The following is a 15,727-nucleotide window of genomic DNA, read 5'->3' as shown; positions in this document are numbered from 1 at the left end:
GTTTGTACAATAATTCGTAAGCTTCACAAAGACGAAATGAAAAAGCCGAGGTATGTTTACCTCGGCTTTTTTTATAAGTTCATTTTGTTGCCGTTTGCTTGGTCCAGTAAGGTCGAAGTATTCTGGTACTCCGTTATAGAAGCTCGTTAGTAGCTTCTGATACTTTATCTACCGCATTGTTGGTTGTTTCAGAGATGGTCGTTTCTTGATGATCTATCCAGTCACGTAATCTCTGCCACATTAGCCCCATTGTTTCATGCCAATAGCGTTCTGTTTGCTCTAAGTAAGTCGCCTTGGGCATATATTTATTCCAAGGTTGCTCAATGTTTTTATGAGCTAAGTAATTAGTTGGTGCAGGAATTGGTTGAATACCCGCGCCATTGAATTCATAAATCGCTCTTTGCATATGGCTTGCAGAAGTTACTAATACAACTTTTTTATTTTGTACAAAAGCAGCCGCTTGTCGTGCTTCTTCCCATGTGTCTTTTGCCGTTTCTAATAAAATAATATCAGGCTTAGAGACGCCTAAAGCTAAGGCTACTTTCGCCATCATTCTTGCATTACTGATTTCTAGGCCGCCACCGTAGCCAGATAGAATCAGTTTCGCCCCTGGGTACATACGTAAAACCCTGATCCCCTCACTCAAGCGCATCAAACCTGTACGGCTGAGTTCTGAAGTCGGCGGGATTTGATCGTCGACCACGTGACCACTTCCGAGCACCATAACGAAATCTATGGATTTGTCGGTTGGTAAAAATACAGAGTACTGCCTTTCCAGAGGCATAAGTAAGCGACTAGAGATGGGTTGGAAGGCAATAAGGAAAATACCGCAGAGAGCGGTTAACGTAATTAGACATCCAGTCTTTCTTTTTGTAGTAAACATCACTAGGGCTAAGCCTAGAAAAGCGAGAATTAACATTGCTGGTAGTGGCATCAACAGGGATGACACGACTTTTTTCAGCTCAAACATATCCGAATAGTCCGAAAAAACATCACTTAGTAGTAAAAAGAGACATCGCCTCTTTATTCCTGAAATTCCTGTGACAGAATAGCAGGCACGATAGGACATAATAACTCAAGTGACCGTGACTGAAGACCGTAATTTCGACGATATTGCCCACAAATTTGCAAAAAACATTTACGGCTCTGACAAAGGAGAGATCCGTCAGATCATCGTATGGGAAGATTTAGAGCTTGCTCTTAATGAATTTGCTGATAAAAATGCACCGCTTCACGTGCTTGATGCGGGTGGTGGTCTTGCTCAAATGTCACAGAAGATAGCTGCACAAGGTCATCATGTATCATTGTGTGATCTATCTTCTGAAATGCTGGCTCTTGCTAAAGAGGATATTGCAAAGGCTGGTTTGCTTGAGCAATATCGGCTGATCCATTCTCCAGTACAGAAGATAGCTGAACACCTTGAGGATAAGGTCGACTTCGTGATGTTTCACGCCGTGATGGAGTGGTTAGCAAACCCGAAAGAGGCGCTTGATATTTTGCTAGATCAAGTCAAGCCCGGTGGAATTGCATCGATTATGTTTTATAACCACCACGGCTTGGTACTGAAAAATGTGATATGTGGCAATATTCCTCACGTACTTGATGGGATGCCACATAGAAAACGGTTTAAGCTGCAGCCCCAGAAAGGGCTCAAGCCAGAAGATGTTTACCAATGGATTGAAGATGCTGGCTTTGACATTCAAGGAAAGTCTGGTATTCGTTCATTCAGTGATTACATTGGCAACATGGAATACATGGGCGATTATGAATTTGAAGATGTACTCGCGCTTGAAAAACAATTATGTCGCCAAGAGCCGTATTTATCTTTAGGACGATACATTCATGTGTGGGCAAAAAAGCCGGCACAAAGCGAAAGCTAAAATAACGAAGAATCATGCGTGACATCGAAATTAGATTGATGTCATAAGAAACGATAACAGGAACCACAATGAGTGAAATGACTCAAACTGCCGAAGAGCAGCCAATTGATGAATTGGTGGGCTGGGTCAAGCAGCATGACTTCTCATTGAATCTCTCACCAGAGCGTTTAGCCTTTTTGATTGCTATCGCTGTGTTGAGTAATGAAAGATTTGATGAAGAGTTAGGTGAAGGTGAACTGCATGATGCATTTATCATTGTCACTCGTATGTTTGAAGAAACGGGAGATGCTTCTGCATTTCGCGCGAATAACGCCATCAATGAATTGGTAAAACAAAAACTCATCAGTCGCTTTACAAGTGAAGTGACAGATGGAGCAAGCATTTACCGACTTTCACCGCTTGCCATTGGCATAACTGATTACTATTTACGCCACCGCCAATTTTCAAAACTAAAATTGTCGATTCAGTTGACTATGGTTGCTGACGAAATGGCGAAAGCGATAGAAGCTGCCCAAAAAGGCGGAACGCCAGCACACTGGAAGAGAAACGTATACGGCGTGCTGAAGTATTCTGTCGGTGAAATATTCGACCAAATCGACCTTAACCAACGCGTTATGGACGAGCAGCAGCAAACGGTTAAGCAGCAAATTGCGGATCTACTAAATAAAGATTGGCGAGAAGCCATTAATAACTGTGAGTCTTTACTTTCAGAAACCTCAGCTACGTTGAAAGAACTTCAAGATACCTTGCAAGCCGCGGGTGATGAGCTCCAAACTCAAATCCTCGATATTCAAGAAGTTGTTTACGGGAATGATGAATTAGAGTTTGTTGGTGAAACCCTGTTTGGTTTACAGATGAAGCTCGACCGAATCACGAGTTGGGGACAGCAAGCAATAGACTTGTGGATTGGTTATGACCGTCATGTACACAAGTTTATTCGAACGGCTATTGATATGGATAAGAACCGTGCCTTTAGTCAGCGTCTGCGTCAATCTGTGACAGATTACTTTGATGCACCTTGGTTCTTAACCTATGCGGATGCAGAGAAACTAAGTGATCTTCGAGATGAAGCTCTGGTTTTACGTGATGACGAAGTAACAGGGCAAGCCCCATTAGACGTTGAATATGAAGAATTCGAACAAGTAAACGACCTGCTTTCTGAAAAGATTGCAGCGATGTTGAGAGTTCATAAAGAGCAGGGTGCAGCCATTGATCTTGGACTTGTACTGCGTGACTATCTCGCAGAACACCCTCGTACTCACCATTTTGATTTAGCTAGAATCGTTGTCGACCAAGCCGTGCGCTTAGGTTATTCCGAATCTGACTATCAGGCAATTCAACCTGATTGGCAGGCAATTAACGATTTTGGTGCAAAGGTACAAGCAAATGTCATTAACAAGTACTGATGATTACATGCCAGAGAAACTGGTAAAAGCGATAGCGAACCCATTGTTCCCTGCGTTAGATAGCATGTTGCGTGCAGGCAAGCACGTATCAAGTGAAGACTTAGATAACCATGCGTTACTTGCTGACTTTGAAGTAGAGCTTCAACAGTTTTATCAACGCTACAATACTGAACTTGTAAAAGCGCCCGAAGGTTTCTTTTATCTGCGTCCACGTTCTACCTCATTGATTAGCCGAAGTGTGCTATCTGAATTGGATATGCTAGTCGGCAAAGTATTGTGTTTCTTATATCTAAGCCCAGAGCGTTTAGCTCATGAAGGTATTTTTACGAATCAAGAACTATACGAAGAGTTAATGGCGCTGGCGGATGAGGCAAAACTCATGAAGCTGGCGACTAACCGTGCTTCGGGTTCAGATTTAGATAAAGAAAAACTATTCGAAAAAGTTCGAACTTCATTACGCCGTTTACGTCGTATTGGTATGATCATCTCTATTGGTGAAACCGGTAAGTTTCGCATCAGTGAAGCGGTTTTCCGTTTCGGAGCGGATGTCCGAATTGGCGATGACATGAAAGAAGCTCAGTTACGTCTTATTCGTGATGGTGAGGCGGTGGTACACACACCTGAACCGAGCCAAGGTAGCTTACTGAATGAACAGACAGAGCAAGATCATCATGAAGATGAACAGCCAGACATTTTTAACGAACAACTGAATTTAGGCGAGCAGGCTGATGGCCGCGAGCAAGAAACTGCGGAAGGTGAATTATGATTGAACGCGGTAAGTATCAATCATTAACCATGATCAACTGGAATGGCTTCTTTGCACGTACTTTTGATATCGATGGTTTGGTAACAACTCTTTCAGGCGGTAATGGTGCTGGTAAATCGACCACAATGGCGGCATTTATCACAGCCCTTATTCCTGACCAAAGCTTATTGCACTTCCGAAATACAACGGAAGCGGGTAGCTCTCAATCATCAAGAGATAAAGGCCTTTATGGTAAGTTGCAGCCAGGTGCGTGTTATGCCGCACTAGACGTTGTTAACTCCCGTAATCAGCGTTTACTGTTTGCAGTTAAGCTTCAACAAGTCGCTGGTCGTGATAAGAAAGTAGATATTAAACCGTTTGTTATTCAAGGCTTACCAAGCCATGTGAAACCAACCGATGTGTTAATTGAAAACGTTTCTGATAGCCACGCGCGCGTATGTCAATTAAACGATGTAAAAGCAGCTGTGGCGCAATATGAAGGCGCTCACTTTAAAGCGTTTTCATCGATTGTTGAATACCACGCTCAGATGTTTGAATACGGTGTCGTTCCGAAGAAATTGCGTAACAGCAGTGACCGTTCTAAGTTTTATCGCCTGATCGAAGCATCATTGTACGGTGGTATTTCAAGCGCAATTACTCGTTCACTTCGTGATTACTTGTTGCCACAAAATGGTGGTGTGAAGAAAGCGTTCCAAGATATGGAATCTGCACTTCGTGAAAACCGAATGACATTGGACGCAATTAAAACTACGCAAGCCGATCGTGATTTATTCAAACACTTGATTACAGAATCTACCAATTACGTAGCAGCTGACTACATGCGCCATGCGAATGATCGCCGTAATAAGCTTGATCAAACTATGGTGCTACGTGGTGAGTTGTTTGGATCTCGTGAAACTTTAGTTGAGCAAAATAGCCTACTGAACCGTGTTCAAGAAGAACTTGAGATCTTAGTCGATCAAGAATCTGCGCTTGAGCAGGATTACCAAGCTGCTTCGGATCATTTACAGCTTGTTCAAAATGCCCTTCGCCAACAAGAAAAAATCGCCCGTTATAGCGATGATCTTGAAGAATTAAGCGAACGCTTAGAAGAACAAATGATGGTGGTTGAAGAAGCACAAGAACGTGTTTTATTAGCTGAAGAGCAGGCAACCATTACTGAAGAAGAAGTGGATAGCCTGAAAACGCAACTTGCGGATTACCAGCAAGCGCTTGATGTTCAGCAAACTCGTGCTCTTCAATATCAACAAGCTGTTCAAGCATTAGAAAAGACCAAACAGTTATTAGCTGATGAGTCGATCACGCCTGAAAGTGCGATGGCGCTGGTTTCTGAATTGAAATCTCAAGAAGAAGCCAACACTCAAACATTGCTGGCGACTAAGCATAAGCTTGATATGTCGTCAGCGGCTTCTGCACAGTTCGGTAAAGCGTTGGCATTAGTGAAGAGTGTGGTTGGTCATGTTGAACGACAAGATGCGTCAGCAAGTGCTAAACAAGCGATTGAGAAAAGCAGAGAGTCGAGACATATTGTTCAAAATGAACAACAGTGGCGTGCTCAGCATCGTGATATGGAGCGAGATGTTGCTCAACAGCGTCAAGCTCAAAGCTTAGCTGCTGACTATCAGAAGCAACATAATACTGAATTGACTGATGAGCTGATCTTTGAAGAAGAACGTGAACGTCATTCAATGCAAATTGAGTCTTTAGAGTTTGCTCAAGAAGAGTTACGCGAATCTAAAAGTGAACAGCGCCGTATTGAGCAAGAACATACTCAACAAATTTCTAGACTAGAAGCAGTAGCGCCAGCTTGGATTAATGCTAATGATGCATTAGAAGCGTTAAGAGAACAAAGCGATGCTGAGCTAGAAGATAGCCAAGCAGTAATGACTCAAATGCAGCAAGTGTTGCAAGACGAGAAATCACAATCAATCGCGAAAGAACAGCTAGCAAAACGTCGTTCTGAACTTGATCAAGAAATTGAACGTCTAGCTTCACCTGGTGGTTCGAATGATCCTCGATTGAAAGGGTTAGCAGACACATTAGGCGGCGTATTACTTTCTGAAATTTATGATGACATTACCATTGGTGATGCTCCGTATTTCAGTGCAATGTATGGTCCTGCGCGTCATGCGATTGTGGTTTCAGATCTTGATGGGATCAAAGAGAAGCTAGTTGACTTAGATGATTGCCCTGAAGATTTATACATCCTTGAAGGCGATGTTGATGCCTTCGATGACAGCTCATTCAATGCCGACGAACTGGAAGGTGCAGTGTGCGTTCAATTAAATGATCGCCAAATGCGTTACTCGCGTTTCCCAGAGATTCCATTGTTTGGTCGTGCTGCTCGTGAACAACGTTTAGAACATTTGCGTGAAGAGCGTGATGTAGTGGTAGAAAACCACGCTAAAGCGGCGTTTGATTCTCAGAAACTGCAGCGTTTATACCAAGCGTATAACCTGTTTGTTGCTAAACATTTGCAAGTTGCTTTTGACGCAGACCCTGAGCAAGCTTTGGTTGCGGTACGTGATAAGCGTAATCAAGTTAGCCGAGTATTAACTGATATCGCAGCTAAAGAACAGCAGCAACGCAGCCAGCTTACACAAAGCAAGCAAGCAATCGCGACATTAGATAAATTAGCGCCAATGATTCGTATGATCGAAGATGAAACATTGGTAGAACGTTTATCTGATCTTGAAGCTCAACTTGAGCGTTTAGGTGAAGCTAAGTCTTACCTATCTAATCATGGTAAAGCGCTAACGGCATTGGAACAGATTGTTTCAGCTCTTGACGCGGATCCTGAGCAATTTGAAGCGTTAGAAGCGGAATACAAACAAGCGGATCAAGCGCTTCAAACATTGAAAGGTAAGCTGTTTGCTTTATCTGATCTGATTGAACGTCGTCATTACTTTGCTTATGAAGATTCAGTGGCTCTTCTTAATAAGAGCAGTGAACTGAGTGAGCAGTTAAAAGCGAAATTGGTTAATGCTGAGCAAGCGAGAACTAAAGGTCGTGATGGCTTAAAACAAGCTCGTGAGCAAATGAACCAGTACAACCAAGTATTGGCTGCACTTAAGAGTTCGCATCACGCTAAACTTGAAACTGTTCAAGAGTTTAAGCAAGAACTGCAAGAGTTTGGTGTTAACGCTGATGAAGGTGCAGAAGAGCGTGCTGTTCGTCGTCGTGATGAACTTCAAGAACGTTTGCATACTTCACGTAGTCGTAAGAGCGGTTATGAGCGAACCATTACATCGACTGAATTGGAGATGAAAGGGCTAGCAAAACGCTTGAAGAAAGTTCAGAAAGAATACGCAGAACTCCGCACGTTTGTGGTCGCTGCAAAAGCGGGCTGGTGCTCTGTTTTACGTTTAGCTCGTGAGAATGACGTTGAACGTCGTTTACACAAACGTGAATTGGCTTATTTATCTGCTGGCGAGCTGCGCTCAATGTCGGATAAATCGCTAGGTGCACTTCGTCTTGCCGTTGCAGGTAATGATGATTTACGTGATTCGTTAAGACTCTCTGAAGATAACGCGCATCCAGAGCGTAAAGTCTTGTTCTACATCGCGGTTTATCAGCATCTTCGTGAACGTATTCGCCAGGATATTATCCGTACCGATGATCCTGTTGAAGCCATTGAAGAAATGGAAGTTGAGCTTGCTCGTCTAACAGAAGAATTGACTCAGCGTGAAAACCGCTTAGCAATCAGTTCTGAATCTGTGGCAAGTATTATTCAGAAAACGATTCAGCGAGAGCAAAACCGCATTCGCATGCTTAACCAAGGTTTGTCTAACATATACTTTGGTCAGGTGAAAGGTGTACGCCTTAATGTGAAGATTCGTGAGAGTCACGAAGTTTTACTTACAGGGCTAGCTTCTCAACAAGATCAGCATAAAGATTTGTTTGAAACTTCTCGCTTTACCTTCTCAGAAGCGATGGCGAAACTTTTCCAACGTGTAAACCCACATATCGATATGGGGCAACGTTCACCTCAAGTACTAGGTGAAGAGTTGCTGGATTACCGTAATTACCTAGAATTGAGTGTTGAAGTTAACCGTGGCTCTGATGGTTGGTTACAAGCTGAATCTGGTGCGCTTTCAACTGGTGAAGCGATTGGTACTGGTCAATCTATCTTGCTGATGGTTATTCAGAGCTGGGAAGAAGAGTCACGCCGATTACGCAGTAAAGACATTGTTCCTTGTCGTCTACTGTTTTTAGATGAAGCGGCGCGTTTGGATTCTAAGTCAATCTCAACCTTGTTTGAGCTATGTGACAGACTAGGAATGCAATTACTGATTGCAGCGCCTGAAAACATTAGCCCAGAGAAAGGGACAACGTATAAGTTGGTTCGTAAGGTCTTCAAAGATCACGAACATGTGCATGTGGTTGGTTTACGAGGCTTTGCTCAAAATAAACCTGCGACACCGGTACAAGAACTTATCGAAGAGTTGTAATACTTATTGATACTTAATAAGTAAAAAGACACAAATATTGAAGCCCCTACTTGTTAGGGGCTTTTTTTATGCCGGAATATCATAAATAAAAGTCACACATACTTTATGGGTATTATCAACGGAACGAGTTTGAGGTCACACGCACAAAACCATAATTATTGTATGGTATTAATAGTTCACCTTATTATATAAATAATATTATATTACTATTTTATTTTGACTTCATTGTGATGTCATTGCGTTAGGTGGGGGCTGGTATGATTCAAATCGTTATTGATGGAAAATTTAGAATTGCAGAGCAGGGACAAACGGTTCTTGAAGCTGCTAAAACATGTGGATTAGAGATCCCATCTCTATGTGGTTTGAATAAAACAGCGAATAAAGTTCCTTGTGATCTTTGCGTCGTTGAACTTGAGAATGGCGAGATACAAAGGTCATGTGAAATTGAAGTATCTAACGGTCTTAATGTCATCACTCAATCTAGCCGGTTAACAGCCCGCCGCCAAATCGCTTTGAATCGAATCATGTCTGATCATTATGCAGACTGTGAAGCGCCTTGCCAGACAGCCTGCCCTGCAGGGGTTGATATTCAATCATACCTTTATCATATTGCTCAGAATGATCACTTAAAAGCCATAGAAGTCATCAAACAAACGCTTCCGATGCCTCTTTCTATAGGGCGTGTTTGCCCCGCATTTTGTGAAACGGAATGTAGAAGAAATTTAGTGGATGATTCCATAGCGATTAGACAATTGAAGCGCCATGCCGCAGATATTGACCTTGCAGCCCAAGAAAGCTACCAACCATTGAAAAAAGCATCGAAAGGTAAAACAGTAGCCATTGTTGGTAGTGGACCTGGTGGGCTAACGGCGGGCTATTACCTTTCAAATGAAGGGTATGATGCTCAAATCTTTGAATCAATGCCGCAAGCTGGTGGCTGGTTGCGTTACGGCATTCCAGAGTACCGCTTACCTAAATCTATTTTGGACAAAGAAATTGAGTTGATGTGCCGAAATGGCATGTCGATAGAGTGTAATAAAAAGCTAGGTGCTGATTTTACATTATCAAGTTTAACGCAAGATTTTGATGCGGTTTGTTTGGCTGTGGGTGCTTCACAAGCGGTAGACATGCAATACCAAGGAAGTAACTTGGCAGGTTGCTATCTTGGTGTCGATTATCTAAAAGATTACGTGACAGAAAAACAATATGTCACGGGTAAAAAAGTCGCGGTGATTGGAGGCGGTAACACCGCGATAGATTGCGCACGTACTGCGGTTCGAGATGGTGCGGATACGACGTTAATTTATCGTAGAACAAGAGATGAAATGCCTGCAGAAGATTATGAGATTGAAGAAGCCGAGCATGAAGGTGTGAAATTTCATTTTTTAACGAACCCGGCAGAAAACTTACCTGATGCAGATGGTCGAGTTTGTGAGGTTCGTTTAGAGCGAATGGAGCTTGGCCCTGCGGATGCCTCAGGTCGTCGAAGCCCTAAACCTACAGGTGAGTTCTTTGTTGAGGCTTTTGATACGGTGATCGCCGCAGTCTCACAAAAACCAGACCTGAGTTTTATGGATAATGAAGCCATCGATATTCCATTAACCCGCTGGAATACCGCTGATGTTGATCCGCAAACTCTGCACACTGGTACGGGTAATATATTCAGCATTGGTGACTTTCGTCGTGGACCTGCAACGGCTGTTGAAGCTGTGGGAGACGGTCGTTTAGTAGCGGGTGCTATTGACCGATTTTTCGATGGAGATATGGATAACATTCCTGTTAAACCATTTAACTCCCGTAAGCAAAACCAACTTAAGAAAGTCGACCCTAAGCAATATCAGGCTATTCAAAAACAAGCCCGCCTTATCACGCCTGAACTTACTCCAGAGCAAAGAGCCCAAAGTTTTGATGAAGTGGAAACGGGGTTTGAAAACGCAGATGCAGTCGCAGAAGCTGCACGATGTTTAGAGTGTGGGTGCCAAGCTAATACAGGGTGTGATCTAAGAGATTACGCCACAGAATATGAAGCTGTTCAGGAATACCCAGCATTCAATATTGATATTCAAACTGATGATGCTTGGCAATCAACCCGTAACCACAGAGTTAAGTCTATACCTTCAGTTCACTCATCAGAATCACTCTCATCAGAGGCATTGGTTCAAAAATTTCCAGTAGATAACAGCTCAGAGTTCATCGTGTTTGATGCAAACCGATGCATTAGTTGCGGGCAATGTATCCAAGCATGCCGTGAACAAGCTGTACATGGCGTTTTAAGCTTCATGGAGCAAGCAAACGGAAAACCAGCAAATAAGCCAGAATGCCGACCTAACTTTGGTGCGAATACGACCTTGATGGGAGACTCGAATTGTGTTCAATGCGGTTCTTGCATCCAGGTTTGTCCTACAGGGGCAATGACAGATGCTCGCGATAAAGCACAAGGTCGAACTGATGATCTGAAAGCGGTAGATACCATCTGCACTTATTGTGGTGTTGGCTGTAAACTCACTATGCATGTGGATGAGAAGACAAACAGAATTCAATATATTCGCGGTGGAGACTCTCCTGTCAATGAAGGCATGCTATGCGTGAAAGGACGGTTCGGATTTGATTTTGTTAACAGTGATGCGCGTTTAACGTCACCATTAATTCGCAAAGATGGTTGGCTACAACCAGCATCTTGGGATGAAGCAATCGCCCTTATTGCTAGTAAATTTACGGCAATCAAAGAAGGGTTTGGTAGCCAATCACTTGCTGGTTTTTCTTCCGCAAAAACAACCAATGAAGACAACTACGCATTTCAAAAATTTATCCGCCGCGAATTAGGGACAAACAATGTTGATCACTGCGCACGTCTTTGTCATGCATCCACAGTTACGGGGCTTGAAGCGTCATTAGGCAGTGGGGCAATGACCAATGATATTCCAAGTATCAAACATTCAGATGTCATCTTTATCATAGGTTCAGATACCACAGCAGCACACCCTATCATTGGCTCTCATATCAAACAGGCAGTTCGTCATCATGGAGCTCGGTTGATTGTAGCTGACCCGAAACGCATTGATATCGCCGATCACGCTGAGCTATATATGGCGCATCGACCAGGTACAGATGTGATGCTAATTAATGGTGTGATGCAGCAGATCATCAAACATGGTTGGTATGATCAGGAATATATTGATGAACGCGTTGATGGTTTTGATACTTTACTGCAAGAAGTGATGTCTCCGAATTACGCCTTAGACAAAGTTGAATTGGTTACCGGTGTAAAAGCTGACGATGTATTCGCTATGGCACGTTTAATAGGAACCGCAAAACGTACTGCTGTTTACTATTCAATGGGGATAACTCAGCATACAACGGGTCATGACAATGTTCGTTCAATCGCTAACTTACAATTACTGTGTGGAAACATCGGAATTGAAGGTGGGGGGATTAACCCACTTAGAGGTCAATCCAATGTTCAAGGTGCGTGTGACATGGGCGCATTACCGAATAATCTTCCTGGGTATCAAAAGGTTTATAACCCATTAGTACGCAAAAAATTTGAAATGGAATGGGGAGTTACCTCGTTACCTGCTGAATCTGGGTTAACGCTTACCGAGATTATAGATGCCGCTTGCGAACGAAAAGTGAAAGCACTGTATGTCATGGGGGAAAACCCGGTATTGAGTGATCCTAACCAAGCACATGTTATTGAAGGTTTGGAAGCGCTCGACTTCTTAGTGGTACAAGATATCTTTTTAACAGAAACCGCGCAGTATGCAGATGTTGTGTTGCCTTCTTGTTCCTTTGCAGAAAAATCAGGTCACTTCACTAATACCGAACGCCGAGTGCAGCGTATTAACCCTGCTGTAAATCCACCCGGTGAAGCAAAAGAAGATTGGGTTATCATTCAATCTATCGCTAATGCTATGGGAGGAGATTGGTCATATTCGAGTGTGGCGGATATAACTAACGAAATAGCTAGAGTAACGCCACAATATGCAGGCTTAAGGTGGGAAAATATCACAATTAATGGCGCTCAGTGGCCAAGTAATAAGAACAACCCTGACGGCACTCGTATTATGCACCAAACCCAATTTACTCGTGGGAGAGGGCAAATGGAGGCGATACCTTTCCGCTATGCTGCAGAGTTACCTGATGAAGAATATCCACTTATTTTGACGACTGGGCGCGTGTTAGAACAATTCCATACGGGAACTATGACGCGTAAAACTAAGGGGTTAGATAACTTAGCGGGACCTAAAGCAATGATCAGTGTATCTGATGCTGAAAGGTTAGGGTTATCAAATGGTCAGATGGTTAAGGTATCAACTAGGCGCGGACAAATTGAAATTGCAGCGTTTATAACGAAGCGAATGCAGAAAGGAGTAATTTTTATTCCGTTCCATTTTGTTGAATCACCTGTAAACAGGCTGACAACAACCGCAACGGATCCACATGCAAAGATTCCAGAGTTTAAAGTGGCAGCGGTTAGGGTGGAGGCATTACTGACGGAGCCTCAGGTTCTGTAGTTAAAGTTTAAGTATCCAAGGGCAAAGCATCAAGTAGCTTGGTTATTCACTTGATGGCGGTTTTACTACTTTGATAGATAAAATTAAACCGCATATCTATCTGACTATTTCTAGTTCGAAGTGATATGCGGCTTATTTATATTTTAGCTAACCTAGCTACTTTTTGACGAGCTATGCGGTTCGATTAGCTAGGTGATTCGATTAGCTACAAGCTACAAGCCACGAGATCTAACTAGTTATGAGCCCCGAACTGTTTAGCTGCGTATGCAACACGCTCTGCAGGTTTTGGGTATTCAGCTGGCATTCCAAGACCTTCAATATGATGAAGCCTTGGTAGTAAACCCGCGCCATTAGCTATCTGAATGGCAAGACCTGGACGAGCGTTAAGTTCAAGCACCATAGGTCCTTCTTCTTGGTCAAGTACCATGTCGGTCCCCATATAACCAAGCCCGGTCATCTCCCACGCGCTAGAAGCTAACACCAGCAGCTTTTCCCAATGAGGAACCTGTAGTTCCATCAGCTCTTTCCCAGTATCTGGGTGTTGAGTTATCGGTTGATCAAACTGTACTGCTCGTACCGCTTTACCTGTGGCGATATCAATACCAACACCAACAGCACCTTGGTGTAAATTCGCTTTACCATCTGAAGCGGCAGTTGATAGGCGCATCATAGCCATAACGGGGTAGCCTTTGAAGACAATGATGCGAACATCAGGAACACCTTCAAAGCTGAAGCCTTCGAAACAGCTGTCAAACTTTATTAAGTTTTCAACTACGGCTACATCGTTTTTACCACCCAGTGAGAAAAGCCCTGCCAACGCATTACTAATGTGGCGCTCAACGTCTTCTTCATTGATCGTAGAACCAGAAGGTTTTGTATAAACACCGTCTTTGTGAGAAACCACAACAAGGATGCCTTTACCGCCACTTCCTTGAGCTGGCTTGATAACAAACCCTGGCCAGTCTTTTACCATCTTATGAATCTTTTTAACTTCAGCTTGATGGCTAATTACGCCGATAAGCTTAGGCACTGTTGCCCCAGCTTGCTCAGCAATAATTTTTGTTTTCAGCTTATCATCCACTAATGGGTATTTTGAACGATCATTATAACGACCGATATAGCTATGATTCCGCTTATTCATGCCCATGATGCCTTTATCACTGAGCTTGAATGGAGAGGTCAGTTGATTAAACATACCTTAATCCTCCGCTAGTGGCTTAAAGCGACGAAGCTCCGTCAAACGGTAGCCTGTGTAGTTACCAAGTAGTAAAATAGTGGCAAGAATAACAAGTTGTAGACCGATGAAGTTAAACGTTAGGTGTTGAATGAACGGGTTAGTCATACCTAAGTAAACCAATATGGCCGTGAATAGAGAACCACCACCTTGCAGCATTACTTCTTTCGCACCTTCTTCTTCCCAAAGGATAGACATACGTTCAACTGTCCAAGATAGGATAATCATAGGGAAGAACGTGATGGATAGCCCTTCTGTGAGTCCGATTTTGAATGCGACTACAGTGAATACTGAAATGATCATTATGACGGTAATTATCACCGCCGATATTCGGGCGACTAAAAGAAGGTTGAGCTTAGACAGATAGCTTCGAATGATCAGTCCCGTACCAACAATCAGTAAGAAACCAACAATACCGGTAATCAGCTGTGTTTGAACAAAGGCAACCGCAATCAGTACTGGCATGAAGGTACCAGACGTTTTTAGCCCGATGATCACGCGTAAGAATACAACGATGAATGCGCCAATCGGGATAAGCATGATGGTTTTAAACATAGCTTGCTCTTCAAGAGGCAAGCTATGGATAGAAAGGTTGAGCAGTTGATCCGCCGATACTTTACTGTTGGTTGCTGCTGAAGGAGAAATCTCCTGAGCAATCATAGAGAAATGTACTTTACTGTTTTGTCCACCGACAACATCAAGTAGAGATACATTGGATTCATCCCAAATCAGTAAGTTTGGCTGTGTCTGGTGCTGGCTAGATTCTGGTGAAAATAAGATCCATTGCTCTTTGTCCCAGATTTGAATCATATGTTGTATAGACTGACGTCGGCGTCCATCTTCCAACTCTATAACACCAACAAGCTTGTTGTGTACGTTAGCGTAAGACAGCAACTTATGAGTCGCATTTACCTTACTCATATTATTTAGTAGTAGAGCAGCATTCTGGCTGTCAGGATCATTAAGAGTTTTGATTAATTCACGAGTAAAGGTGAAGTTGTCAGCAGAGCGCTGGGTTGCACGGTCAATCAAAGCAATTGCAGCAGCTTCTTCTGGACCATTAAATGATGGTGGTGTGATTTCGCCTTCAGGTGCAATGGCTGTAATTTTTGCTTGGTCATCTACAAGAAATTGTGTTTTGTAATAGATTGTTTGAGGACCGTCAGCATGACGAATAGACCATTCAGCACGTCGACCTGAATCAGTATTAACATAAGAAATACCGTAACCAGGAGAAGATGCTGATTCACCAATCAAGGTGTAATTTGTTTGAGTATGAGGTGCAGCTAAAGATACCTTAGCTTCTTTACCAATAGCATTAAATTCGACTCTTGCTTCAACGTCCCAAACTTGTCGGGTTTCTCCAGGAGTCCAAGGCACACCATAAGTAGTGTGTCTAAAGATACTCAATGCGATACCTGCTACCAATAGCAGGACGATCGAGATATAAAAAGGAATTCTTGACGTCATAACTAA

Annotated in this window: 8 protein-coding genes; 5 read left to right on the top strand and 3 right to left on the bottom strand. The window is 43.0% G+C overall.

Translation table 11 applies throughout. From position 1 onward, the window contains the following. Positions 1 to 133: 133 nt before the first annotated feature. Complete coding sequence (gene elyC, locus F0226_RS00550; RefSeq protein WP_253820709.1) at positions 134 to 970, bottom strand: envelope biogenesis factor ElyC; 837 nt, start codon at positions 968 to 970, stop codon at positions 134 to 136. A 115-nt stretch (positions 971 to 1,085) separates the two neighbouring features. Here elyC and cmoM point away from each other — a divergent pair, with 115 nt between their 5' ends. The 5 genes from cmoM (at position 1,086) to fdhF (ending at position 13,017) form a co-directional block, all read left to right on the top strand. Next, the gene (gene cmoM, locus F0226_RS00545; RefSeq protein ID WP_171734018.1) at positions 1,086 to 1,880 is read left to right on the top strand and encodes a tRNA uridine 5-oxyacetic acid(34) methyltransferase CmoM; all 795 of its coding nucleotides are present in this window, start codon (positions 1,086 to 1,088) and stop codon (positions 1,878 to 1,880) included. A 68-nt stretch (positions 1,881 to 1,948) separates the two neighbouring features. Further along, positions 1,949 to 3,286 carry a chromosome partition protein MukF gene (mukF, locus tag F0226_RS00540; protein ID WP_137372483.1) on the top strand — a complete coding sequence of 446 codons (1,338 nt, stop codon included), beginning with the start codon at positions 1,949 to 1,951 and terminating at the stop codon, positions 3,284 to 3,286. Beyond that, positions 3,267 to 4,052 carry a chromosome partition protein MukE gene (gene mukE / locus F0226_RS00535; protein WP_171733792.1) on the top strand — a complete coding sequence of 262 codons (786 nt, stop codon included), beginning with the start codon at positions 3,267 to 3,269 and terminating at the stop codon, positions 4,050 to 4,052. Before mukF ends, mukE begins: the two co-directional genes overlap by 20 nt. Then, positions 4,049 to 8,503 carry a chromosome partition protein MukB gene (mukB, locus tag F0226_RS00530; RefSeq protein WP_171733791.1) on the top strand — a complete coding sequence of 1,485 codons (4,455 nt, stop codon included), beginning with the start codon at positions 4,049 to 4,051 and terminating at the stop codon, positions 8,501 to 8,503. The genes mukE and mukB overlap by 4 nt, the downstream gene beginning before the upstream one ends. Positions 8,504 to 8,760: 257 nt before the next feature. Continuing rightward, positions 8,761 to 13,017 (top strand): formate dehydrogenase subunit alpha, encoded by a 4,257-nt coding sequence (gene fdhF, locus F0226_RS00525; protein ID WP_171733790.1) that lies wholly within the window; start codon positions 8,761 to 8,763, stop codon positions 13,015 to 13,017. Between the two features lie 232 nt (positions 13,018 to 13,249). On the opposite strand, the gene F0226_RS00520 is transcribed toward fdhF, so the two are convergent. Both F0226_RS00520 and F0226_RS00515 read right to left on the bottom strand, forming a co-directional pair. Next, positions 13,250 to 14,212: an alpha-L-glutamate ligase-like protein gene (locus F0226_RS00520; protein WP_171733789.1), complete on the bottom strand. Its 963-nt coding sequence runs from the start codon at positions 14,210 to 14,212 to the stop codon at positions 13,250 to 13,252. Between the two features lie 3 nt (positions 14,213 to 14,215). Continuing rightward, complete coding sequence (locus F0226_RS00515) at positions 14,216 to 15,721, bottom strand: inactive transglutaminase family protein (RefSeq protein ID WP_171733788.1); 1,506 nt, start codon at positions 15,719 to 15,721, stop codon at positions 14,216 to 14,218. Positions 15,722 to 15,727 lie beyond the last annotated feature (6 nt).

This window comes from Vibrio sp. 99-70-13A1 (genome assembly GCF_013114625.1).
GTDB lineage: Bacteria > Pseudomonadota > Gammaproteobacteria > Enterobacterales > Vibrionaceae > Vibrio.
Note: the sequence above shows the minus strand (reverse complement) of the source record. Positions and strands in the feature narration are given on the sequence as shown.

Coding starts and splice junctions, on each gene's coding strand:
- F0226_RS00515 (WP_171733788.1), bottom strand. CDS start 15,721: ATGACGTCAAGAATTCCTTTTTATATCTCGATCGTCCTGCTATTGGTA.
- mukE (WP_171733792.1), top strand. CDS start 3,267: ATGTCATTAACAAGTACTGATGATTACATGCCAGAGAAACTGGTAAAA.
- F0226_RS00520 (WP_171733789.1), bottom strand. CDS start 14,212: ATGTTTAATCAACTGACCTCTCCATTCAAGCTCAGTGATAAAGGCATC.
- elyC (WP_253820709.1), bottom strand. CDS start 970: ATGTTTGAGCTGAAAAAAGTCGTGTCATCCCTGTTGATGCCACTACCA.
- fdhF (WP_171733790.1), top strand. CDS start 8,761: ATGATTCAAATCGTTATTGATGGAAAATTTAGAATTGCAGAGCAGGGA.
- mukB (WP_171733791.1), top strand. CDS start 4,049: ATGATTGAACGCGGTAAGTATCAATCATTAACCATGATCAACTGGAAT.
- mukF (WP_137372483.1), top strand. CDS start 1,949: ATGAGTGAAATGACTCAAACTGCCGAAGAGCAGCCAATTGATGAATTG.